The sequence below is a fragment of the Enterobacter sp. J49 genome (assembly GCF_002148625.1).
GTDB classification, from domain to species: domain Bacteria; phylum Pseudomonadota; class Gammaproteobacteria; order Enterobacterales; family Enterobacteriaceae; genus Enterobacter; species Enterobacter ludwigii.
This window is the reverse complement of record NZ_MWPY01000037.1, coordinates 1025053-1047668: the sequence shown is the minus strand read 5'-3', so window position 1 is coordinate 1047668 and position 22616 is coordinate 1025053. Positions and strand designations below refer to the sequence as shown.

The 22616-nt window shown below is 53.0% G+C and carries 21 protein-coding genes and 1 pseudogene; 11 read left to right on the top strand and 11 right to left on the bottom strand.

Features of this window, described 5'->3' with window-relative positions:
* Positions 1-177: 177 nt before the first annotated feature.
* Positions 178-1587 carry a PLP-dependent aminotransferase family protein gene (locus BJP35_RS23360; protein WP_020884015.1) on the bottom strand — a complete coding sequence of 470 codons (1410 nt, stop codon included), beginning with the start codon at positions 1585-1587 and terminating at the stop codon, positions 178-180.
* 82 nt (positions 1588-1669) lie between these two features.
* Complete coding sequence (locus tag BJP35_RS23355; RefSeq protein WP_020884014.1) at positions 1670-1858, bottom strand: hypothetical protein; 189 nt, start codon at positions 1856-1858, stop codon at positions 1670-1672.
* 394 nt (positions 1859-2252) lie between these two features.
* Here BJP35_RS23355 and BJP35_RS23350 point away from each other — a divergent pair, with 394 nt between their 5' ends.
* From BJP35_RS23350 to hslJ, 4 genes are all read left to right on the top strand, one after another.
* Positions 2253-3653, top strand: coding sequence for a cytochrome ubiquinol oxidase subunit I (locus BJP35_RS23350; protein WP_032680924.1), 1401 nt, complete (start codon positions 2253-2255; stop codon positions 3651-3653).
* Positions 3653-4663: a cytochrome d ubiquinol oxidase subunit II gene (gene cydB / locus BJP35_RS23345; protein WP_047744721.1), complete on the top strand. Its 1011-nt coding sequence runs from the start codon at positions 3653-3655 to the stop codon at positions 4661-4663. Before BJP35_RS23350 ends, cydB begins: the two co-directional genes overlap by 1 nt.
* Complete coding sequence (locus BJP35_RS23340) at positions 4663-4791, top strand: DUF2474 domain-containing protein (RefSeq protein WP_014170274.1); 129 nt, start codon at positions 4663-4665, stop codon at positions 4789-4791. Before cydB ends, BJP35_RS23340 begins: the two co-directional genes overlap by 1 nt.
* Positions 4792-4918: 127 nt before the next feature.
* On the top strand, positions 4919-5356 hold the full coding sequence (gene hslJ, locus BJP35_RS23335; protein WP_047744722.1) for a heat shock protein HslJ: 438 nt from the start codon (positions 4919-4921) through the stop codon (positions 5354-5356).
* Here hslJ and BJP35_RS23330 read toward each other — a convergent pair whose 3' ends face one another.
* Positions 5357-5623 carry a DUF333 domain-containing protein gene (locus BJP35_RS23330; protein ID WP_014170276.1) on the bottom strand — a complete coding sequence of 89 codons (267 nt, stop codon included), beginning with the start codon at positions 5621-5623 and terminating at the stop codon, positions 5357-5359.
* A 273-nt stretch (positions 5624-5896) separates the two neighbouring features.
* Here BJP35_RS23330 and nifJ point away from each other — a divergent pair, with 273 nt between their 5' ends.
* The 3 genes from nifJ to BJP35_RS24755 all read left to right on the top strand — a co-directional run bounded on the left by nifJ (position 5897) and on the right by BJP35_RS24755 (position 11273).
* Positions 5897-9421 (top strand): pyruvate:ferredoxin (flavodoxin) oxidoreductase, encoded by a 3525-nt coding sequence (nifJ, locus tag BJP35_RS23320; RefSeq protein ID WP_047744723.1) that lies wholly within the window; start codon positions 5897-5899, stop codon positions 9419-9421.
* Between the two features lie 392 nt (positions 9422-9813).
* Entirely contained in the window at positions 9814-10923 is a 1110-nt protein-coding gene (gene ompC, locus BJP35_RS23315; RefSeq protein ID WP_032678256.1) for a porin OmpC, read from the top strand.
* Positions 10924-11147: 224 nt separating this feature from the next.
* Complete coding sequence (locus BJP35_RS24755) at positions 11148-11273, top strand: hypothetical protein (protein WP_255320659.1); 126 nt, start codon at positions 11148-11150, stop codon at positions 11271-11273.
* 58 nt (positions 11274-11331) lie between these two features.
* On the opposite strand, the gene BJP35_RS24750 is transcribed toward BJP35_RS24755, so the two are convergent.
* From BJP35_RS24750 to BJP35_RS23290, 5 genes are all read right to left on the bottom strand, one after another.
* Positions 11332-11409: a hypothetical protein gene (locus BJP35_RS24750; RefSeq protein ID WP_223263916.1), complete on the bottom strand. Its 78-nt coding sequence runs from the start codon at positions 11407-11409 to the stop codon at positions 11332-11334.
* A 69-nt stretch (positions 11410-11478) separates the two neighbouring features.
* A complete protein-coding gene (locus tag BJP35_RS23305; RefSeq protein WP_020884007.1) occupies positions 11479-11892 on the bottom strand; it encodes a GFA family protein in 414 nt (137 codons plus the stop codon).
* A gap of 3 nt (positions 11893-11895) precedes the next feature.
* Complete coding sequence (locus tag BJP35_RS23300; RefSeq protein WP_014170281.1) at positions 11896-12093, bottom strand: hypothetical protein; 198 nt, start codon at positions 12091-12093, stop codon at positions 11896-11898.
* A gap of 134 nt (positions 12094-12227) precedes the next feature.
* Positions 12228-12677 carry a hypothetical protein gene (locus tag BJP35_RS23295; RefSeq protein ID WP_014170282.1) on the bottom strand — a complete coding sequence of 150 codons (450 nt, stop codon included), beginning with the start codon at positions 12675-12677 and terminating at the stop codon, positions 12228-12230.
* 144 nt (positions 12678-12821) lie between these two features.
* Positions 12822-13166: a DUF1294 domain-containing protein gene (locus BJP35_RS23290; RefSeq protein WP_020884005.1), complete on the bottom strand. Its 345-nt coding sequence runs from the start codon at positions 13164-13166 to the stop codon at positions 12822-12824.
* A gap of 90 nt (positions 13167-13256) precedes the next feature.
* Between BJP35_RS23290 and BJP35_RS24400 the strand changes: the two are divergent.
* Positions 13257-13373: pseudogene (locus BJP35_RS24400) on the top strand (site-specific integrase); the annotation flags it as partial.
* 141 nt (positions 13374-13514) lie between these two features.
* Positions 13515-14450, top strand: coding sequence for a tRNA 2-thiocytidine(32) synthetase TtcA (ttcA, locus tag BJP35_RS23280; protein ID WP_047744725.1), 936 nt, complete (start codon positions 13515-13517; stop codon positions 14448-14450).
* A 50-nt stretch (positions 14451-14500) separates the two neighbouring features.
* Here the strand turns inward: ttcA and dbpA are convergent, their stop codons facing one another.
* From dbpA to BJP35_RS23265, 3 genes are all read right to left on the bottom strand, one after another.
* Positions 14501-15874, bottom strand: coding sequence for an ATP-dependent RNA helicase DbpA (dbpA, locus tag BJP35_RS23275; RefSeq protein ID WP_014170312.1), 1374 nt, complete (start codon positions 15872-15874; stop codon positions 14501-14503).
* A 469-nt stretch (positions 15875-16343) separates the two neighbouring features.
* Positions 16344-17327: a zinc transporter ZntB gene (gene zntB / locus BJP35_RS23270; RefSeq protein ID WP_014170313.1), complete on the bottom strand. Its 984-nt coding sequence runs from the start codon at positions 17325-17327 to the stop codon at positions 16344-16346.
* A gap of 200 nt (positions 17328-17527) precedes the next feature.
* Positions 17528-18679 (bottom strand): methyl-accepting chemotaxis protein, encoded by a 1152-nt coding sequence (locus BJP35_RS23265; RefSeq protein WP_062777995.1) that lies wholly within the window; start codon positions 18677-18679, stop codon positions 17528-17530.
* 457 nt (positions 18680-19136) lie between these two features.
* Here BJP35_RS23265 and BJP35_RS23260 point away from each other — a divergent pair, with 457 nt between their 5' ends.
* Together BJP35_RS23260 and BJP35_RS23255 are read left to right on the top strand one after the other, a co-directional pair.
* A complete protein-coding gene (locus BJP35_RS23260; RefSeq protein WP_047744727.1) occupies positions 19137-21266 on the top strand; it encodes a bifunctional diguanylate cyclase/phosphodiesterase in 2130 nt (709 codons plus the stop codon).
* A gap of 92 nt (positions 21267-21358) precedes the next feature.
* The gene (locus tag BJP35_RS23255; RefSeq protein WP_047744728.1) at positions 21359-22591 is read left to right on the top strand and encodes a sensor domain-containing diguanylate cyclase; all 1233 of its coding nucleotides are present in this window, start codon (positions 21359-21361) and stop codon (positions 22589-22591) included.
* Positions 22592-22616 lie beyond the last annotated feature (25 nt).

Sequence of the window (22616 nt, the reverse complement as noted above, 5' to 3'; positions counted from 1 at the left end):
GGCTTAAAGAAATTTCATCAAGGTGTGACCGAGGGCGCATTCCCCGTTAACTGGATTATAGACAAGGAGTTAGCGTTGAGAGGCGGTATGCAGATTTCCTATGATGCGGTACTGCGGAATATTCGCCGTACCGCCATCAGGATAAGGAATGATTATTTTAGAAAGGTGCGGAGATTATTATTCGAGCATGCTGCTAATTAATTTCCCTAACTGAATCACAGCCTGTTCTTCTCGCTCCCCCCATGCCCAGGAGGTATTAAACCGGAAGAACGGTGTCCAGGCGTCAGAGGTCGAAAACATCTTACCGGGGGCAATACTGATGTGGTGCATTAGCGCTTTCTCACTCAGCAGCCCGGCGTCCAGCTGCGCCGGGAGTTCCAGCCACAAAAAATAGCCGCTGTCGTTGTGATGAATTTTGACGCCTGCCGGCATATGGCGCAAAAGCGACTGCCACGCCTGCTGTTTGCGTTCGGCCAGCGTGCGTCGCAGGCGGCGAAGATGGGCGTCATAGCGTTTTGTCGCCAGGTAATCCACCAGCGCCAGCTGCATGGGTGAACTGGTCGATAAGGTGCTCATCAGCTGTAGCTGCTGAATGCGTCGCGCATGTTTACCTGCCGCCACCCAGCCGATGCGAAACCCCGCCACCAGACATTTCGAGAAGGACGAGCAGTGCAGCGTCATATCGTCACGATCCCAGGCTTTCGCTGGCAGAGGTTTCTCCCGGCCAAAATAGAGTTCGCTGTAGACATCATCTTCGATCAGGGTGACGTTGTGCCTGGCGAGAAGCGCGACCAGGTGCGCTTTTTTTTCTGCGCTGAGCGTGAAGCCAAGGGGATTTTGACTGTTGGTCATGAGCCAGCAGGCTTTGACAGGATACTCATTGAGCGCCTGCTCAAGCGCATTCAGATCGATCCCTTCGCGGACGTCCGTCGCCACCGACAGCGCTTTGAGTTTCAGGCGTTCCAGCGCCTGTAGCGCACCGTAGAAACAGGGGTTTTCGACAATCACCCAGTCACCAGGCTCGGTAACGGCCTGCAGGCTAAGATTCAGGGCTTCGAGTGCGCCTGCGGTAATGACAATCTCATCCGGCGAGATATTCATTCCCTGCTGCGCATAGCGGCGGGCAATGGCGTGGCGAAGGTCAACGTTACCCGGAGGCAGGTTCTCAATTACGCTCATTGCTGTGGCGGTTTTACTGACATTGGCCAGCGAACGGTTAAGTTGCTGCAACGGGAAAAGCCGGGGGTCGGGGAAGGCAGAAGCGAAAGGAACAACCGACGGGTCGCGGCTGGCCTGTAATACGTCGAAGATATAGGTGTTGATATCTACCACTTCGTCCCGCATCACCTGGGCAGGCGGCGCAGGTTGGTGTGCGGTCGGGCGCGAGGCAACGTAATAGCCCGACTGCGGCCTGGCGACGATACGCCCCTGGCTTTCCAGCATCTGATACGCGTGGCCAACGGTCATAAAACTCATGCCGCTGCTCGCGACCTGCTCTCGCAGAGAAGGCAGCTTATCGCCCGGCAACCATACGCCAAGCTCGATCTGCGAGATAATTTGTTGCGCCAGACGCTGGTATTTTTTCATCAGATTCTCCTTATGACCGACAGTGTATATCAGCAGGAGAAAAAGAGAAGATTTTGCTAACTGTTATAGTTAGCCAGATGCATTACTTACGCAGTTCGGTGACGTTACGCTGAGCGTGGCGGGCAGCGGCCAGATGATCGAGGGTAATCATCGACGATTTGCAAAAAATGCATTTTGCACCGAACGGGTTTTTCTCAGACACATCAAAAGCTGAGGTACGGTACTGCGAACCATGGCAGCATGGGCAGCGGAAATGGATATAAGAAGTCATAGGATTCTCCTGTAAACGTAAAAACGTTAATTGCTTAATGGGCCCTTCAGGCGATAGTGGTTTGAAACAAAAACTAATCGGAGTGTAGAAAAAGACCCAAGAGAGGCTGCGGAGAGGCACAACGTGATGAGAACTGCTTTATAAAACTACGTCAGATGTTTATTTGGACTCAAACCCAGAGGGCCATTAACGCATGTTGTTGATAACAAGGCAAGCTGTTTAATGCATAAATTTCATAAAAATAATTTTTTTATTCTTTCGCGCAAGCTATATCAGATATGTAAAGCGTGATGTTTTCATTAACTGTTATAGGTAAATTTCGCTTTTCTGCGTCTGATACTGGTTATTTCGCCCCTATACCATAACAGCACACCGTTTGACATTGAGGTTGTGCATGTTTGGTTTAGATGCTTTTCATCTCGCACGAATACAGTTTGCCTTTACCGTATCCTTCCACATTATTTTCCCGGCTATTACCATCGGTCTGGCGAGTTATCTCGCTGTGCTAGAAGGCCTGTGGCTGAAAACCAAAAACCCGGTCTGGCGTTCGCTGTACCATTTCTGGTCGAAGATTTTTGCCGTTAACTTCGGTATGGGCGTGGTCTCCGGGCTGGTCATGGCCTACCAGTTTGGGACCAACTGGAGTGGGTTTTCACAATTTGCCGGCAGTATTACCGGCCCGCTCCTGACCTACGAAGTGCTTACTGCCTTCTTCCTCGAGGCAGGATTCCTCGGCGTTATGCTGTTCGGCTGGAATAAAGTCGGGCCGGGTCTGCATTTCTTTGCAACCTGTATGGTGGCACTGGGGACCATTATCTCAACCTTCTGGATCCTCTCATCAAACAGCTGGATGCAGACGCCACAGGGCTTTGAAATCGTCAACGGACAGGTGGTGCCGGTAGACTGGTTTGCCGTGGTGTTTAACCCCTCCTTCCCGTATCGCCTGCTGCATATGTCGATAGCGGCCTTCCTGAGTAGCGCCCTGTTTGTCGGCGCATCCGCAGCCTGGCATTTGCTGCGCGGAAACAACACCCCCGCCATCCGCGCGATGTTTTCCATGGCGCTGTGGATGACCCTGATTGTCGCTCCCCTTCAGGCGATGGTGGGTGATATGCACGGGTTGAACACCCTGAAGCATCAGCCCGCTAAAATAGCAGCCATTGAAGGCCACTGGGAGAACCCACCGGGTGAACCCACCCCGCTGCTGCTGTTTGGCTGGCCGGATATGGAACAGGAGCGCACCCGCTTTGGGCTGGAGATCCCGGCGCTTGGCAGCCTTATTCTGACGCACAGCCTCGACAAACAGGTTCCGGCACTGAAAGAATTTCCAAAGGAAGACCGGCCAAATTCCACCATCGTCTTCTGGTCATTCCGCATTATGGCGGGCTTAGGCATGCTGATGCTGCTGCTTGGGGTAACGGCGCTCTGGTTACGTTATAAAAAGCGCGTGTACGCTTCGCGTCCCTTCCTGTGGTTTGCCCTCCTGATGGGACCCACCGGGCTGATTGCCATCCTGGCCGGATGGGTCACTACCGAAGTGGGCCGCCAGCCGTGGGTCGTCTACGGGCTTCAGCGAACAAAGGATGCGGTTTCTGCGCATGGTGACTTGCATATGAGCGTGAGTCTGCTGGCCTTCTTCGTCGTCTACACCTCCGTATTTGGCGTGGGTTACAGCTATATGGTCCGCCTGATTAAAAAAGGACCTCAGCCTCATGAATCGTTTGCCACCGAGTCCGATGGACGTCCCGCACGCCCGCTTTCTGCCGTTACTACTGAACATAAGGAGCAACCATAATGGGTATCGATCTTTCCATTATCTGGTTTGTTATCATCGTCTTTGCCACGCTGATGTATATCGTGATGGATGGTTTTGATCTGGGGATAGGTATCCTATTCCCGGCTACGCCTGATGCCGACGATCGCGATGTGATGGTGAACAGCGTTGCGCCGGTCTGGGACGGCAATGAAACCTGGCTGGTGCTTGGCGGGGCGGCGCTGTTTGGCGCGTTTCCGCTGGCCTATGCGGTCATTATTGATGCCCTCACTATTCCGCTGACGTTAATGCTGATCGGACTTATTTTCCGGGGCGTGGCATTTGAGTTTCGTTTTAAAGCCACGCCGGCACACCGCCCTTTCTGGGACAAAGCGTTTATTGGCGGTTCGATCCTGGCGACCTTTACCCAGGGCATGACGGTGGGGGCGGTGATCAACGGCTTCAGCGTCACCGGGCGTGCCTACAGTGGCGGACCGTTCGACTGGCTGACCGTTTTTAACCTGTTCTGCGGCGCAGGTCTGGTGGTGGCCTACGCGCTGTTAGGCTCGACATGGCTGGTGATGAAAAGCGAAAACGCGCTGCAACAGCGAATGCGACGGGTATCCAGAACGCTCCTGATCCTGCTTCTGGTATTCATTGCAGCAATCAGCTTCTGGACGCCACTGGCGCAGCCGGCCATCGCCGCGCGCTGGTTTACCCTGCCGAATCTCTTCTTCCTGCTGCCCGTGCCGGTGCTGGTGGTGATCCTGAGCCTGTATCAGTGGCGTTGCCTGAATAATCCCGACAGCCATCATCTGCCGTTTATCCTGACGTTAGGGCTGATTTTTCTCGGCTTTAGCGGACTTGGGATCAGCATCTGGCCGCACATTATTCCCCCGTCAATCACGCTCTGGCAGGCGGCGGCTCCGACACAAAGTCAGGGCTTTATGCTGGTGGGCGCGTTGTTGATCATTCCCGTGATTCTGGTCTACACCTTCTGGAGTTACTACGTGTTTCGCGGAAAAGTACAGCATGGAGAGGGTTATCACTGATGCAACAACCTTTCTGGAAAAGAGTCATGTGGCTGGCCATTATCTGGGGCGGCAGCGTACTGGCACTGGCGGCGGTCAGTATGCTCTTTCGCATGTTAATGACGGCCGCAGGGTTTAAGTCGCACTGATCGTATTGCGGGCAACGACAACGTTGCCCGGTACCCGCCCGCACTTTCAGATAAACCCCATTAACGCACGGCAGAGTATCGTTACACTGAAAAAAAGATTCACAGTATCTATCGTCTGAGAAGAAAAATGAAAAAGCTCATTGCGTTAAGTGTTATCAGTCTTGTCCTCACCGGGTGCGTTAATCCTGGTAAAGCCTCCGTTCAGCCGGACCAACTTAAGAGCCACCGTTTTGTGCTGGAGAATGTGGACGGGAAAGCCGTTAAGGCCACGACAACGCAACCAGAGATCAGCTTCAAAGCCCTGCCTGATATCAGTCTGGTTAATAACATTAGCGTTTCCGGCGTGATGTGTAACACGTTTAACGGACAGGGGAAATTGTCCGAAGGTGAGCTCAAGGTCAAAACGCTCGCCATGACGCGCAAGCTCTGTACCGAACCACAGTTGAACGAACTGGATCAGGCCATTGGCGACATGCTGCGCAAAGGGGCGCAGGTCGACCTGACTGAAGACCAGTTAACGCTGGCGACAGCCGATAAAACGCTAATGTTTAAGCGTGCGGAGTAATCAGTAGTTTCCGCAGGATCCTACGGCAAGCGACTGTTCACTGCAGCGTTTGCCGTTTGGCAATGCGCACATCCCGATAGCTGAGCCGTCAAGCTGGCGGGCAACAGACAGCGAGCCGCCAATCATCGCGCAGTTGGCTTGTCCAGAGCTGGACATCGCCGCTTTCATCCCCGGCGTTACGTGTGCCGCCGTTGCCTGCTGAACAGGTTCACTGCTGCATGCCGATAATAATAACGCGGCACACCCGACCCAAAATGCTGAACGCATGCTCTCTCTCCCCCATTAATAATGCGAAACCTATGCATAATAGGCATCACATGCCGTGTCGTCGAGAGCGAAAGTGCGTATTTATGCGCTCCTGAAACAATTTCTCGCAATTTTTTCGCCAAAAGATTGATCTACTCATTGATGTCGAGAATACCGAGGACACAAAAGCGAAAATCGTAAAATCCGACCTTTGCTAAACTAAGGGAATAATATTCAAAGCCCGTTGTGTTTTTTTCGGGCTCCTTTTTTTGCGCAATGTAAGGGTGTTGTCCTATGCAAACTATTGACGGTAATGGTGCAGTCGCGTCCGTCGCGTTTCGCACCAGTGAAGTTATCGCCATCTACCCAATTACGCCAAGTTCTACGATGGCCGAACAGGCCGATGCCTGGGCGGGCAACGGACTGAAAAACGTCTGGGGCGACGTCCCAAGAGTCGTGGAAATGCAGTCTGAGGCTGGCGCTATCGCGACCGTCCACGGGGCGCTGCAGACCGGTGCTTTGTCGACGTCATTCACCTCGTCGCAGGGATTATTGTTGATGATCCCGACGCTCTATAAACTGGCAGGACAACTTACCCCGTTTGTGCTTCACGTTGCCGCACGAACCGTTGCGACACACGCCCTCTCCATCTTTGGCGATCATTCAGACGTGATGGCCGTCCGCCAGACCGGTTGCGCCATGCTGTGCGCCAGCAGCGTTCAGGAAGCACAGGACTTCGCGTTAATTTCGCATATGGCGACGCTGAAGAGTCGCGTGCCCTTTATTCATTTCTTTGATGGTTTTCGTACCTCTCACGAAATCAATAAAATCGTTCCGCTGGCTGACGACACCCTCCTCAATCTTCTGCCGCAGGCGGAAATCGACGCACATCGCGCCCGTGCGCTGAACCCGGAACACCCGGTGATCCGCGGGACATCGGCCAACCCGGATACCTATTTCCAGTCCCGGGAAGCAACGAACCCGTGGTACAACGCCGTTTATGATCACGTTGAGCAGGCGATGGATGATTTTGCCGCGGCCACCGGACGGCAATACAAACCGTTTGAATACTACGGCCATCCGCAGGCGGAACGGGTCATTGTGCTCATGGGGTCAGCCATTGGCACCTGTGAAGAGGTAGTGGATGAACTGCTGACCCGTGGTGAAAAAATCGGCGTGCTCAAAGTGCGGCTCTACCGGCCGTTTTCCGCGCGACATTTGCTCTCCGCCCTGCCGGAAAGCGCGCGCACCGTGGCGGTGCTCGATCGCACTAAAGAGCCTGGCGCCCACGCAGAACCTCTGTATCTGGACGTCATGTCCGCGCTGGCTGAAGCGTTTAATTGCGGTGAGCGCGAAACACTGCCCCGCGTGATCGGGGGTCGCTATGGGTTGTCCTCCAAAGAGTTTGGCCCGGACTGTGTGCTGGCGGTGTTTAATGAGCTGAGCGAGGCTAAACCAAAACCGCGCTTTACCGTCGGTATTTATGATGACGTGACCAACCTCTCTCTGCCCCTGCCGGAAAACACGCTGCCTTCCACCGCAAAACTCGAGGCGCTGTTTTATGGACTGGGCAGCGACGGTAGCGTCTCCGCGACCAAGAACAACATTAAGATTATCGGGAACTCCACGTCGTGGTATGCCCAGGGGTATTTTGTCTACGACTCCAAAAAAGCAGGTGGGCTGACCGTTTCCCACCTGCGCGTCAGCGAGCACCCTATCCGCTCGGCGTACCTTATCTCGCAGGCTGATTTTGTGGGCTGTCACCAGCTGCAGTTCATCGATAAGTACCAGATGGCAGAGCGCCTGAAACCGGGCGGTATTTTCCTGCTCAATACGCCATACAGCGTGGATGAAGTCTGGTCGCGACTGCCGCAGGAAGTGCAGGCGGTGCTGAACCAGAAAAAAGCCCGCTTCTACGTCATTAACGCTGCAAAAATTGCCCGCGAGTGTGGCCTTGCCGCGCGAATTAATACCGTGATGCAAATGGCCTTCTTCCACCTGACGCAGATCCTGCCGGGAGACAGCGCGCTAATGGAACTGCAGGGGGCGATTGCCAAAAGCTACAGCAGTAAAGGTCAGGAGCTGGTCGAGCGTAACTGGCAGGCGCTGGCGCTGGCGCGCGAGTCTTTATTTGAAGTACCGCTGCAAGCGGTTGATCCGTCCAGCCCGAACCGTCCACCGGTGGTTTCTGACGCGGCACCGGATTTCGTGAAAACCGTGACGGCAGCCATGCTGGCCGGGCTGGGTGATGCCCTTCCCGTCTCCGCACTGCCACCCGATGGCACCTGGCCGATGGGCACCACGCGCTGGGAAAAACGCAACATCGCCGAAGAAATCCCCATCTGGAAAGAGGAGCTGTGTACCCAGTGCAACCACTGCGTAGCAGCCTGCCCGCACTCGGCCATTCGTGCCAAAGTGGTCTCCCCGGAAGCGATGGAAGACGCCCCGGCCAGCCTGCATTCACTTGATGTGAAATCCCGTGATATGCGCGGACAGAAGTATGTTCTGCAGGTCGCTCCGGAAGATTGCACCGGATGTAATCTGTGCGTTGAGGTCTGTCCGGCGAAAGATCGTCAGGATCCGGACATCAAAGCCATCAATATGATGTCGCGCCTCGAGCATGTCGAAGAAGAGAAGGTAAATTATGACTTCTTCCTGAACCTGCCGGAGATCGACCGCAGCACGCTGGAGCGTATTGATATTCGTACCTCGCAGCTCATTACTCCGCTGTTCGAATATTCAGGCGCCTGCTCCGGCTGCGGTGAAACGCCGTATATCAAGCTGCTCACGCAACTGTACGGCGACAGAATGTTGATCGCTAACGCCACGGGCTGTTCATCAATCTATGGCGGTAATCTGCCTTCCACGCCGTACACCACCGACGCCCATGGCCGCGGTCCGGCATGGGCGAACTCGTTGTTTGAGGATAACGCCGAGTTTGGTCTGGGCTTCCGTCTGACCGTTGACCAGCACCGCGCACGCGTGATGCGGTTACTGGAACAGTTTGCTGACCACATCCCGGCGGAGCTGAATGAGGCGTTGCACGCTGATGCAACGCCAGAACGTCGTCGTGAGCAGGTTGCGGAACTGCGCAACGCTCTGCAGGACGTGGAAGGTGCCGGGCAACTGTTGACCGACGCTGACGCGCTGGTGGAAAAATCAATATGGCTGATTGGCGGTGACGGCTGGGCGTATGACATCGGCTTTGGCGGGCTGGATCACGTGTTAAGCCTCACCGAAAACGTCAACATTCTGGTTCTGGATACGCAGTGCTATTCCAACACCGGTGGCCAAGCGTCAAAAGCTACTCCGCTTGGCGCAGTAACTAAGTTTGGTGAACACGGCAAGCGCAAGGCGCGTAAAGATCTCGGCGTCAGCATGATGATGTACGGCCACGTGTATGTCGCGCAAATCTCGCTGGGCGCGCAGCTGAACCAGACGGTGAAAGCCATTCAGGAAGCGGAAGCCTACCCGGGTCCGTCGCTGATCATTGCCTACAGCCCGTGTGAAGAGCATGGCTACGACCTGGCACTCAGCCACGATCAGATGCGCCAGCTGACCGCAACCGGCTTCTGGCCGCTCTACCGGTTCGACCCGCGCCGCGCCGATGAAGGTAAATTGCCTCTGGCGCTGGATTCACGCCCGCCTTCCGATGCGCTGGGCGAAACGTTAATGCAGGAACAGCGCTTCCGTCGCCTCAACGCGCAACAACCAGAGGTGGCCGAGCAGTTGTGGAAAGATGCCGCCGCCGATCTGCAAAAACGGTATGATTTCCTGGCGCAAATGGCCGGAAAAGCGGAAAAACCCACCCGCGACTGACTCTCCTTCTGCCCGGCTTGTCCGGGCATTTTTTTGCCATAAAAAAAGCCCGATGTATTCACACCGGGCGAGTCCAGATAATTAATGGATACCACGTTAAATCACTAAATGACATTCACATAAATTATGGATGAAAAATCTTAAAGGCATATAACGCCGCTGAGATTATCTGATTTAAGGGGCAATTAATAATTTTTATTTAATATGATTAGCTTTAAATCATTCATAAAACCAATGACTATTTCCGCCGCATAATCCGGTTAAGAATTAACTTAACTCGTAACAATTATATTTTATTGTTCTTGGTCAGGAGTGATTTAGCATGAGACAGCTTTCTCGTGCGGAAAGTTCAATACGTAATTAAATAAAAACAACTGCAAAGGAATTCCAAAATGCAAAGAAAAGTACTGGCCCTGATGATTCCAGCGCTGTTAATGGCTGGCGCTGCGCATGCTGCAGAAATTTATAATAAAGACGGCAACAAATTAGATCTGTACGGAAAAGTAGATGGTCTGCATTACTTCTCCGACGATGCCTCTAAAGATGGCGATCAAACTTACATGCGTCTGGGCTTCAAGGGTGAAACCCAGATCAACAACATGATGACCGGTTACGCCCAGTGGGAATACAACATCCAGGCCAATAACACTGAAGGGTCCGATAACCAGTCATGGACGCGTCTGGCCTTCGCCGGTATTAAAGTCGGTGACTATGGCTCCTTCGATTACGGTCGTAACTACGGCGTTCTGTACGACGTGGAAGGCTGGACCGATATGTTGCCTGAATTCGGTGGTGACTCTTACACCAATGCAGACAACTTTATGACTGGCCGTGCCAACGGGGTCGCAACCTACCGTAACACTGACTTCTATGGTCTGGTACAGGGTCTGAACTTTGCCCTGCAGTATCAGGGTAAGAACGAAGATGCCAGCAACAACCAGGAAGGCACCAACAATGGTCGCGACACGCGCCATGAGAACGGTGACGGCTTCGGTATCTCCACCACCTATGACTTTGGCATGGGTATCAGCGCGGGTGCTGCCTATACCTCTTCTGACCGTACCAACGAACAGGTGATGAATACCACTGCCGGTGGCGATAAAGCGGATGCCTGGACTGCAGGCCTGAAATATGACGCCAACAATATTTATCTGGCGGCAATGTATTCTGAAACCCGCAATATGACCCCTTATGGCGATAATACGGATGCCGTGGCCAATAAAACGCAAAACGTTGAAGTGACCGCGCAATATCAGTTCGACTTCGGCCTGCGCCCGGCAATTTCTTATCTGCAGTCTAAAGGTAAAGACCTGGCCAACGGTCAGGGCGATCAGGATCTGGTTAAATATGCTGACGTAGGCGCAACCTACTACTTCAACAAAAACATGTCCACCTACGTTGATTATAAAATCAACCTGTTGGATGAAGATGACAGTTTCTACAAAAATAACGGCATTAGCACGGATGATGTCGTTGCATTAGGTCTGGTTTACCAGTTCTGATCCCAAGAGCCCGCATCGTGATGCGGGCTCGTTATTTTCGTTGCGACGCCTGAAGCCAGCCCTCCTCTTCTCTCCCATCGTATTTCCCTCTCTTCGCGCCTCTCGGCTCAATGAATGTGTGAATCATCTCAAAAGGAAAATTTATGACGGTGTCGTTAAGGGTAAGTTTAAAGAAATCCGTGTAGACTCACCTTATAGACTTTGCTTCATTAAGGATAACTGCATTGTTTGGTCGTGTATCAGTTGCCGTACTTACCCTTCTGGCGATTATATGGATGGCGTTAATTTTTGATTTTGGTGGTGTCGTTGGGCATCTCGGCGCGCTGTTGAACCATCTGGATGGCAGTTAAGGTTTCCCCCAAACAATACGCCACCAGCAGGGCCGGTGGCGGGAAACGTACCAACGGACTATTTTTTGACCGGCTGAGGCTTTTTATCACCTGACTCAGGCGCCTCACGCGGATCATCTTTCTCAACATACAGCATATTTCTCTCCTGTTTCGGATACCCACTCCCCACTATAGGCCGCATTGTTAAAATCTGGCCAGGCGGCAGTTATGCTTCTTTTTGACGAAAAGAGAGGTAGCCGAAAACCCCGCTGTCGCCATCCGCGGGATGATTAACGCCGTCCATCACCGCCACTTCGGCAAAATCAAAGGGGGTCACATTTTCAAAACAGGCCACATTCACGCCGTATTCGTTGGGATTTGAACGCCGCTGATGGAAGGTATAAATCCCGCAGACCGAGCAGAAGAAATGGCGGGCTGTTCCTGTGTTAAAACGATATTCCGTGAGCTTATCCGCCCCTTTCGTTACGGTAATGCCCGACAGCGGTGCCGAGACCACCACGGCGCCCCGCATCCGGCAAAAAGAGCAGCTGCAGCGCCGGGCGGTATTTAATCCGTCTGAGAGTTCAACGGTAAACGCCACCGCGCCACAATGGCACTGTGCATGACGAATATCAGCCATCGGTTACACCCCCTTTCTCACGAGCTCGGCAGCCTTAACGAAAACCTCATCTTCAACGCCATCGCCTTTCTGTCTGCCGAGTCTGACCAGTTCACTCACGATACTGTCGCGATGGATGGGTTGCTGTGCTGAAACAAGACCGATAACGGCGGCACCAATCGCCAGTCCCACTAATCCCGTTTGTTCATCTTTGTTCTTCATGTTTGTGCTCCCTTGTACAACACAAAAAGCGTAGCAGGATTGTGGTAAAACGTGGCGTTGTCACGGATGCTATTTATGCTGTGATACAGGGCGTAACCCCTCCGCTAACAGACGATGATGTCGAGGTGTACGTGTCAGAATCGCGGCGCGAGGCCGTATTTGGGCGCATTAATGTTCGCGGCCCAGACCTTGATGTCGTTTTGAAGAAGTAAGGTAAAATCCGATTTCAGATGGTTAACCATGCCGTTAACGCTCTGTGCATCTTTCACCGAAAAATGCTCTATCCGGTTCTGCCCGACCTGAACACAATAATACGTGGCCGGAAGCACTTTGCCATTCACGTTAAGTTCTTGTCGGGTCCCGCCACAGCGCCCTTCGGTGATATAGGAGACCAGCAAATTTGCTGATTTCCGCTCAGGCTGGGAGATGCTCAACATGACCGGGAAACCGTCTGAAGTCTGGGTCATATCGTAAAGAACAGCATTTTTTATATACCAGGTATTATATTCCCGCGCCTGAAAAGCTGACCTCGAAGGCGCAGAAACGACCACCAGCATTGCCAGTGTAATAGTTTGAATTTTCATGAGATGTTGTCATCCGTGTCGTTGCACACATTATTCAGATCGTGCAAAAAACAGCAACACCTTAAGAATATTCCTACTACTATTGGCAGTCGTTTTTAGTTATCTACCGTGGTCAGCGCGTTATTGCATTCCGTTTGTACACGCTCAGTACGTTAAAACAGGAAAGAGTTGGTACACCGCCACCATCGCTGAAATACTGACGATGACACTGACAATGAAGTAGGTTTTGAAGGGCTGCTTTTGCGTTTTATGGCGAAACAGTTGCTGACCTATAATCGCCCCGGGCCATCCGCCGATAAGGCCAAATACCAGCAGTGTGGCTTCCGGCACTCTGCGCATGGCCCTTCGCGCCGCCATTTTGTCGGCGCCATACATCGCTAACGTCAGTACGTTGATAAGCAGGAGCCACAGGATGAACGGATGCGAGGTGAATAGACTTCCGATTGCGGCGATCAACAGAAGCAAATAACAAAAGCGATTGAGGGTCATAGCACAAGCCACTGGAATGTTCAGAGTATGTCGAAGCCGCATTATATGCGATATCACAAAGCAAGGTTGCTGCCGTCCACAATTCAAAATCCTGTAAAACGTGCTGGCATTCGGCGCAACAATCCGTACCATACACGGCACACTTTCGCATGCTGGTGGTTAACCGCAGGCGCTGACCCGTCTTTTATTGCCAGTCAGATGGGGCACTAAAATGCGCAGAGGGTGTTTGAAATCTAAGCTTCATAGAGTGAAGAGATGAACAGCAAAGAGAGGGCAATGCGGAAAGAAGCTGCCCCTCTAAACCGTTTGCCCCACTGGTGCCCCATTTGAAATTTGAGTACAGATTAAATGCAACAAAATCAAGATATTAATAAGAAAGAGCAATACAACCTGAACAAACTGCAAAAGCGTCTGCGCCGTAACGTTGGTGAAGCCATTGCAGACTTCAATATGATTGAAGAAGGCGACCGCATTATGGTCTGCCTGTCAGGGGGTAAAGACAGTTACACCATGCTGGAGATCCTGCGTAATCTTCAGCAAAGCGCGCCGGTGAAGTTTTCCCTGGTGGCGGTTAACCTCGATCAAAAGCAGCCTGGTTTCCCGGAACACATTCTGCCGGAATACCTGGAAAAACTGGGCGTTGAGTACAAAATCGTAGAAGAAAATACCTACGGGATTGTGAAAGAGAAGATCCCGGAAGGCAAAACCACCTGCTCACTCTGCTCTCGTCTTCGCCGCGGCATCCTGTACCGTACCGCGACAGAACTGGGTGCAACCAAAATCGCACTCGGCCATCACCGCGACGATATTCTGCAGACGCTGTTCCTGAACATGTTCTACGGCGGCAAGATGAAAGGCATGCCGCCAAAACTGATGAGCGATGACGGCAAACACATTGTGATCCGCCCGCTTGCCTACTGCCGCGAGAAAGATATCGAACGGTTCTCTCAGGCCAAAGGGTTCCCGATCATTCCATGTAACCTGTGCGGCTCTCAGCCGAACCTGCAGCGTCAGGTGATTGGTGACATGCTGCGTGACTGGGATAAACGCTATCCGGGTCGTATCGAAACCATGTTCAGCGCGATGCAGAACGTGGTGCCTTCTCACCTCGCGGACGTTGAGCTTTTCGATTTCAAAGGCATCAACCATGAGTCGGAAGTGGTGAATGGCGGCGATCTGGCGTTTGACCGGGAAGAGCTCCCCGTGAAACCTGCTGGCTGGCAGCCAGAAGAAGATGACAATCAGCTTGAAGAACTGCGCCTGAATGTCGTAGAAGTGAAATAGTGAAATAACGCAAACGCGTCTCAGACCACCGTCTGAGACGCGTTTAAACCTTATTTCAGCAGACGAACGCGACAGGTTTTACCCTTGATTTTCCCGTTCTGCAGCTGTTTCCAGGCCTTATGGGCAACCGACTGGCGAACAGCAACATAAACATGTGCAGGATGTACCGCAATCTTGCCGATATCAGCCCCATCCAGCCCCACGTCCCCGGTCAGCGCACCAAGCACATCACCCGGACGCATCTTGGCTTTTTTACCGCCATCAATACACAGCGTTGCCATTTCTGCTTCCAGCGGAACGAGACTGACGTTGCCCGGTGCATTCACCCAGTTAAGCTTAATCTGCAGCATTTCAGACAGAATATTGGCGCGCTGCGCCTCTTCCGGTGCGCAGAAGCTGATGGCCAGACCGCTGTTTCCGGCACGCGCAGTACGGCCGATACGGTGAACGTGTACTTCAGGATCCCATGCCAGCTCGTAGTTCACGACCAGCTCAAGCGATTTAATATCCAGACCGCGCGCCGCCACGTCGGTGGCAACCAGCACGCGGGCGCTGCCGTTGGCGAAACGGACCAGCGTCTGATCGCGATCGCGCTGTTCCAGATCGCCATGCAACGATAACGCGCTCTGCCCTGCGGCGTTCAGGGCGTCACAGACCGCCTGACAATCTTTTTTGGTGTTACAGAACACCACGCAGGAAGCGGGCTGATGCTGACTGAGCACCTTCTGCAGGAGCGCGATTTTTCCGTGCTGGGACGTTTCATAAAACTGCTGCTCGATAGCAGGCAGCGCATCAACACTGTCAATTTCGATGGTGAGCGGATTTTTCTGCACGCGGCCACTGATTGCGGCGATCGCTTCAGGCCAGGTCGCCGAAAATAACAGCGTCTGACGGTCTGCAGGCGCGAAACGGATCACTTCATCGATAGCATCGCTGAAGCCCATATCCAGCATCCGGTCTGCCTCATCCATGACCAGCGTGTGTAATGCATCCAGCGAGACCGTACCTTTTTGCAGGTGATCGAGCAGTCGGCCAGGCGTCGCCACAATGATGTGTGGTGGATGCTGAAGCGAATCACGCTGTGCGCCAAACGGTTGTCCGCCACAGAGGGTTAAAATCTTGGTATTAGGCAGGAATCGCGCCAGACGACGCAGCTCGCCCGCGACCTGGTCCGCCAGTTCGCGGGTTGGGCACAGCACCAGAGACTGCGTCTGAAACAGCGCAGCATCAATATGCTGTAGCAGACCCAGACCGAAAGCCGCCGTTTTTCCGCTCCCTGTTTTAGCCTGAACGCGTACATCACGCCCCTCAAGAATGGCGGGCAATGCGGCCGCCTGAACAGGCGTCATGGTGAGGTATCCCAACTCGTTGAGGTTATCGAGTTGGGCGGCGGGCAGTACATTCAGGGTTGAAAAAGCGGTCACAATAGTCTCTCGTGGTCATCTTTGCGGTCAGATGGCGCGTATCCTCGCAGATCTCGGGGTTCGATGCGACAATTTAATCGGTTCTTCATCGGGCGGCGGGTCAGGCATGGGTTGCGGACGCGGAACAGGATCGGGCATCGGTGTCGGATCGGACTGACGTGAATACTGCAGTTGCAGAGCGAGTAAGATGCTCATCATTCCCTCCAGGTTTTACTGACGTCCCTTTTAGGGTAGACGCTGGGGAACAGGAGGCAAAAAAAAGCCGACTAGTTAAGTCGGCGTCGTACGAATCAATTGTGCTATGCAGTAATTCAAAAAAGGAAGTAAGACAATATGGAGCGCAACGCCCATCGCTTGACGTTGCATTCACCTGCGGGAGTAATATTGCACCTTACGGGGTCATTGTTTATTGACTTCGCTCAATTAAAAGAGCGTTTTGATCTCCGTAAAAGCTGAAAAAAGCGTAAATTTACAGCCATTTACTACGATGCAACCACCATGCAACACCACCGATCAAAACAACTAACATGACGCAAAATGCGGTAAAGCCATAATGGGCCGCGCCGCCGGGAATTCCGCCCAGGTTCACGCCAAACAATCCCGTCAGGAATGTGCTCGGCAGAAAGACCATTGCCATCAGCGACATTGTATATGTTCTTCTTGCCAGCGACTCCTGCATCACCTGCGCGATCTCATCCGCCATGACGCCCGTGCGGGCAATACAGGAATCGATTTCATCAAGTCCGCGCCCCAGCCTGTCGGCAATATCCTGCATTCGGCGTCGCTGATCGTCATTCATCCAGTTGAGCCTTTCGCTGGACAGACGCGCGTATACGTCCCGCTGTGGCGTCATATAGCGGCGCATAACAATTAACTGCTTACGCAGGAGCGCCAGAAAACCGCGCGGCGGGATCTGCTGATCGAGCAGGTTATCTTCGAGGTCGATGATTTTATCGTGCAGCTCTTCGATAAACTCACTCGCATGGTCAGTCAGTGCGTCGCAGACATCCACCAGCCAGCTTCCACAATCGGTCGGCCCGGTGCCCTCTTTCAGATCGTTCACGATATCATCCAGCGCCAGAACTTTACGCTGACGGGTGGAGACAATCAGACCATCGTCCATATAAACACGCATCGCGACCAGCTGGTCAGGACGCTCATCGGTGCTGCCGTTAATGCAACGCAAAGTGATGAGCGTGCCGTCCCCCATTCTGCTCACGCGTGGCCGCAGGCTTTCACCCGCCAGCGCATCACGCACGTTGTTCGGCAGGAGCGGCGTCGTGGCCAGCCAGTCGGCACTGTCCGGATGGGTATAGTTAAGGTGTAGCCAGCAGGGATGCTCATTATCAATGACATCGTTGTCTTCCAGCGGTCGGGCACCGCCACGACCATCCAGCACCCAGGCAAAAACTGCATCAGGAACGTTTAGTTCTGATCCTTTTATACTCTCCACCGCGCCTCCCCCTTTTCAGCTCTTTCGTTGTCAGTCTAGCTTTCATCAGGGGTTAAGCAACAACTATGTTTCGCATCGCGCTGAATTCGCTCAGGAAATAACCGTATTCCGCCAGGCGCCTTTTCAGACCGCACGGGAGGGTCATTCAGCGGCGAGAAGTCGAGATAAAAGAGCCCGGTTGACCAGGCTCTTTTCGTGCATCAGAGGGAGTGACCGGGACGCGAGTGGAATGACAGCGGGCCAGCATGAGAAGGCGTGGATTCAGCCTGATACCCCTTTTCGAGCCGGAAGTTACGCGTCCGCGCCTGCAGTTCACTTACCTGATTACGCAGTACATCAGAGGATCCGTTGAGTTCTTCTGCCATCGTAACGTTACTTTGCGTGACCCGTTCCAGCTCAGACAAGGCCAGCGTAATCTGGGAAATGCCTTTCTCCTGCTCTGACGTCGAGGTGAAAATGTCATCCATCAACTGGCTGACATTGCCGGAGCCGGTCACAATTTCTTGCATATTCTTTTCAGCCTCGGACACAACGGTCACGCCCTGAGTGACGTTATTGCTGGTCACTTCAATCAGCGTTTTGATGTTTTTGGCGGCATCCGCACTGCGGTGGGCCAGGTTTCGCACCTCTTCTGCCACCACCGAAAACCCTTTTCCGTGGTCACCGGCTCTGGCCGCCTCAACGGCCGCGTTTAGCGCCAGGATATTCGTCTGGAAGGCAATGCCGTCGATCATTGAGATAATCTCCGTCATTTGCTGTGCACATTCGGTAATGGATTGCATATTGGTGGCCACCTGCCCCATCAACTCGCCACCTTTGCGCGCCTGCAGTGTTGCCCTGTTTGCCTGCTCGCTGGCCAGTCGGGTGTTATCGGCATTATTTCGGGTACTTGCTGCCATCTGCTCCATGCTGGCAGCCGTTTGCACCAGCGATGCAGACTGCTGCTCTGTTTTCACCGAAAGCTGCGCGCTACGCGCGGAGAGTTGATCGGACAAGGTCATGGCGGTTTGCGACGAGGCCCTGATCTCGCGTACCAGGGTCGCGATGTTGCTGGAGAGGCTGTTAATCCCGGGGATTAAACGCCCTGCACAGTTATTGCCAAATTCAGGGATAATCACGCCAAGATTGCCTGCAGTCACTTCTTCAATACTTTTTTTCACAGTATTGATCGGCGTCACAAGATACTTAGTCATGTAGCCCCAGAGCAAAAATAGCGCAACGAAATTGATGATATTAAGTGAAATAAAGAGAGAGGATTTGCTGGAAAATAGAACAACGACACCTGCATCAACCAGGAAAAGACATAAAAGGAACCCGGCAATGAAGGTTCTGACACTAATATTTCTTAGCATAATTATATCCACGATTTTATATTTAGGTCGGCATTAAGATTTATAGCATTCGTGTTGTTGTTTGTCCTGATGAACAACGCTGGTTTCACCTTTCGCCGTTAGCCACCTGAGATTTAACTTAAGTCAGATAAAAACAGGGTATTAGTGAAAATGTTATATGCAGCATCCTGTGATACTGGTTTCCTGCCACTTTAAGCGATACCATCGCCTGCGATGAGACAATATGGCCGCGCTCATATTTAAGGGGCTTTGCTGCAATTATTCGCCTTTGTTTAGCAATGCTTAATAAGTGCCGGAAAGAATATATTTTATATTCACCGCCAGCCTTAACATTTTAATATGACCGGTCGTTTTGCACGATACCTAACTCATATTATTTGAATGCGCACGTACGTTGCCAGTTACAGACGTGCCCGGCAGGCGAAATCGGTAACCCTCTTTGGCGTGGGATTGCATAATGCTCAATATATCGTGGGACCCTGTGTTAATAGCCCTCTCGTATCTGGTGGCCTTTATCGCCTCATTTGTGGCCCTGGACAGCGCCGGAAAAATCCCGCTTTCCAGCCGTAAAACGGCGATGTTCTGGCGTATCGCCGGAGGCGTCACGCTTGGGATCGGGATCTGGTCAATGCACTTCATCGGCATGCTGTCGATGCAAATGCCGATGATAATGAGCTATAACCTCTGGTTAACCCTCGCCTCACTGGGAGTGGCGGTGGTAGCATCCACGGTCGCCATCAATATTGCCGTAACGGGTAAAACCCTTTCCCCTTTTCGATTGATCGTTGCCACGGTGCTCCTGAGTGCTGGCGTGGTCTGTATGCACTTTATCGGTATGGCCGCACTGATGCTGGACAGCCATATTCTCTGGGATCGACGCATTGTTGCCGTGTCCGTGTTGATTGCCGTTATGGCCTCCGGCGCGGCGCTGTGGCTGGCATTCCGCCTGCGGGATATGCGCAAAGGGGTGTTTATCAATCGTATTCTCGCGGCCTGCGTGCTGGGTGTCGCCATCTGCGCGATGCACTACACCGGCATGCATGCCGCCCATTTTCAGGAAATGACGCATTCTCTGCCCGGTGGTATCAGCGAGCTGGGGTTATCGGTCTGGGTTTCTGTCACCACACTGTGCCTGCTCGGCGGTATGTTAATGATTTCGCTCATCGACTCGCACCGGCGGACGAACCGACTGACCGACAACCTACGCCAGCTTAATCGTCAGCTTGAACTGCAGGCGCGGTTTGATGCGCTCACCGGTCTCGCTAATCGCCACCAGATGGACATTCGGATGCAGGATTGCCTGCGCAGCGCATTGCTCAGCAAGAAGCCATTCGCCGTGATTTTCCTCAACGTCGATCATTTCAAACGCATCAACGATACCTGGGGCCACAACACCGGGGATGAGTTGTTAATCTCTCTCGCGCAGCGCATTACCGCCCGCCTTACCCGCGAGATGACCCTCGCCAGGCTTGGCGGCGACGCCTTTATCCTGCTGGTTCCCGAGTGTGACGACGATAAACTCAACGCGCTGCTCACGACATTGCTGGAGGATATGCGCCGCCCGTTTTCACTTTGTGGGCACACGCTGAGCACAACAATCAGCGCGGGTGTCAGCCTCTACCCGCAGGATGGCGAGACGCTGCATGAGCTGAAGCTAAAAGCCGATGCGGCCCTGAATCGCGTCAAAGAGGATGGACGAAACGGCTGGGCCGTCTACCGGAACGAGATGTCAACGGCCATTCCGGCCAACCCCGGCTTCCTGCAGGAGTTAACTCAGGCGCTGGAACGCGATCAGTTTGAACTGTGGTATCAGCCGACCTGGCATGCAAAAGACACCACTATTCACGGTTTTGAAGCCCTTCTGCGCTGGCGGCACCCTGAGCAAGGGGTGTTGCTACCTAATCTGTTTTTACCGTCGCTGGAACAAACGGGGCTGATCATCCCGGTGGGGAACTGGGCGATTGAAGCGGCATGCCGTCAGCTTCATTTCTGGACAGAACAAGGTTTCAGCCAGTGGACATTGTCCTTTAACCTCTCCCCCGTCCAGTTCGAACAGCCGGATATCTTCCACATCATTTCGTCGATGTTGCATAAATATAATCTGTCGCCCTCCCGGCTTATCCTTGAGGTGACGGAAAGTACCGCACTGAAAAATCTCGACCGCAGTATTGAATTACTCAATGCGTTCAATCAAGCCGGGATTACCGTCTCGATTGATGATTTTGGCACCGGCTATTCCAACCTGTTGATGTTGAGCGTTCTGCCCGCTAAAGAGCTAAAAATCGACAAGAGCTTTGTGCACTCGATGCTGGTAAATGAAAAAAGCCGCAAGCTGGTGGAAACCATTATTAATATCGCCAGGACCATGGAAATGAATGTGGTTGCAGAAGGGATCGAGACGCAAGAACAACAGGTGGTGCTGACGGACCTCGGCTGTGATTACCTGCAGGGGTTCCTTTTCTCCCGTCCTTTACCTGCCGAACAGGTTCCCTGGCTGCTGCTGCAAAAAAACTCAGACAAACAAATTATACCCATTGGTAAAATTCACGCGGAACCCGCATATATTTCACAAAAAAATCATGCCTGACCGGGTTAAGTAGAGTATGTTTCAAAGGAGTCCACTCCCGTTAATTCTGTCATGATCCTCAGGCACATTGTGCCGATGTACAGGAATACGCTATGTCGCAAAATTGTTTTGATGCGCTGAATTTAATTAAAACCCCCGTGTGGCTCATTTCTCCTGCTTCAGAACAGATCATTTTTGCAAATGCGGCCGCCGCTCAGATCATGGGCGATAAAACCCTGGATGACCTACGCAAAGGTACCTATTCCGCCAATGCGCATCACGTGCTGTCGATGTATGTGCCTGAACTGAAGAATGAGCAGGAGATCGTCGAAATCTGGACCATCTCCCGCGATGGACATGAAGCCGCGTTGAGCTGCCGTCTTTCACTTGCCCATTTCGTGCCCCAGGGGAATGTTATTGTTTTTGAAGGGCTGACGCAGCAGGTTCTCTCCGGGCTTAAGGCCAGCCGCTCCGCGACCTACCAGCGCAAAAAACAGGGATTTTACGCGCGCTTTTTCCTGACCAACAGCGCGCCAATGCTGCTTATCGATCCGTCCCGGGATGGCCAGATTGTGGATGCCAATCTGGCGGCGCTGACTTTTTACGGTTATGCGCATGATGAAATGTGCAGAAAACATACCTGGGAAATCAATACCCTGGGGCGGGATGTGATCCCCGTGATGACGGAGATTGCCGCGTTGCCAGGCGGCCATAAGCCCCTCAACTTTATCCACCGTCTGGCCGATGGCTCCACCCGCCATGTTCAGACCTATGCCGGGCCGATTGAAATTTACGGCGACAAATTGATGTTGTGCATTATCCACGATATCACCGAGCAAAAAAGGCTGGAGCAGGAGCTGGAACACGCGGCACTGCGTGATTCCATGACGGGCCTGCTCAACCGGCGTCAGTTCTATATCATCACCGACCAGGCCAATACCCATCATCTTCCCGCGCAGCAGCAATTTAGCCTGCTGCTGGTGGATACCGATCACTTCAAAAATATCAACGACCTCTTCGGCCACCTGAAAGGTGATGAGGTACTGATCTCGCTCTCGCGCACGCTGGAAGCCTGTAGCCGCAAAGAGGACCTGGTCTTCCGCTGGGGCGGTGAGGAGTTCGTCATCCTGCTGCCGCGCACCCCGCTCGACACCGCCCTGCAAATCGCCGAAACTGTGCGCGATGCGGTCGCCCGCATCACGATCCCGGGTTTACCTCGCTTCACCGTCAGCATTGGCGTGGCGCGACATAATCCGGGCGAGAGTATGGATGAGCTGTTTAAACGTGTGGACGATGCGCTTTATCGCGCCAAAAGTGATGGGCGCAATAAAGTCCTGGCGGCATGAAACTGGTGTATCTTCGTAAGCCCCG

What these genes read in the sequence shown, in the direction of transcription:
- BJP35_RS23260 (WP_047744727.1), top strand. Translation starts at nt 19,137, where the DNA reads ATGCTCAATATATCGTGGGACCCTGTGTTAATAGCCCTCTCGTATCTG.
- BJP35_RS23255 (WP_047744728.1), top strand. Translation starts at nt 21,359, where the DNA reads ATGTCGCAAAATTGTTTTGATGCGCTGAATTTAATTAAAACCCCCGTG.
- BJP35_RS23305 (WP_020884007.1), bottom strand. Translation starts at nt 11,892, where the DNA reads ATGGCTGATATTCGTCATGCACAGTGCCATTGTGGCGCGGTGGCGTTT.
- BJP35_RS23340 (WP_014170274.1), top strand. Translation starts at nt 4,663, where the DNA reads ATGCAACAACCTTTCTGGAAAAGAGTCATGTGGCTGGCCATTATCTGG.
- BJP35_RS23290 (WP_020884005.1), bottom strand. Translation starts at nt 13,166, where the DNA reads ATGACCCTCAATCGCTTTTGTTATTTGCTTCTGTTGATCGCCGCAATC.
- nifJ (WP_047744723.1), top strand. Translation starts at nt 5,897, where the DNA reads ATGCAAACTATTGACGGTAATGGTGCAGTCGCGTCCGTCGCGTTTCGC.
- BJP35_RS23265 (WP_062777995.1), bottom strand. Translation starts at nt 18,679, where the DNA reads ATGCTAAGAAATATTAGTGTCAGAACCTTCATTGCCGGGTTCCTTTTA.
- BJP35_RS23355 (WP_020884014.1), bottom strand. Translation starts at nt 1,858, where the DNA reads ATGACTTCTTATATCCATTTCCGCTGCCCATGCTGCCATGGTTCGCAG.
- BJP35_RS23350 (WP_032680924.1), top strand. Translation starts at nt 2,253, where the DNA reads ATGTTTGGTTTAGATGCTTTTCATCTCGCACGAATACAGTTTGCCTTT.
- cydB (WP_047744721.1), top strand. Translation starts at nt 3,653, where the DNA reads ATGGGTATCGATCTTTCCATTATCTGGTTTGTTATCATCGTCTTTGCC.
- ttcA (WP_047744725.1), top strand. Translation starts at nt 13,515, where the DNA reads ATGCAACAAAATCAAGATATTAATAAGAAAGAGCAATACAACCTGAAC.
- hslJ (WP_047744722.1), top strand. Translation starts at nt 4,919, where the DNA reads ATGAAAAAGCTCATTGCGTTAAGTGTTATCAGTCTTGTCCTCACCGGG.
- BJP35_RS23295 (WP_014170282.1), bottom strand. Translation starts at nt 12,677, where the DNA reads ATGAAAATTCAAACTATTACACTGGCAATGCTGGTGGTCGTTTCTGCG.
- BJP35_RS23300 (WP_014170281.1), bottom strand. Translation starts at nt 12,093, where the DNA reads ATGAAGAACAAAGATGAACAAACGGGATTAGTGGGACTGGCGATTGGT.
- ompC (WP_032678256.1), top strand. Translation starts at nt 9,814, where the DNA reads ATGCAAAGAAAAGTACTGGCCCTGATGATTCCAGCGCTGTTAATGGCT.
- BJP35_RS24750 (WP_223263916.1), bottom strand. Translation starts at nt 11,409, where the DNA reads ATGCTGTATGTTGAGAAAGATGATCCGCGTGAGGCGCCTGAGTCAGGT.
- BJP35_RS23360 (WP_020884015.1), bottom strand. Translation starts at nt 1,587, where the DNA reads ATGAAAAAATACCAGCGTCTGGCGCAACAAATTATCTCGCAGATCGAG.
- BJP35_RS23330 (WP_014170276.1), bottom strand. Translation starts at nt 5,623, where the DNA reads ATGCGTTCAGCATTTTGGGTCGGGTGTGCCGCGTTATTATTATCGGCA.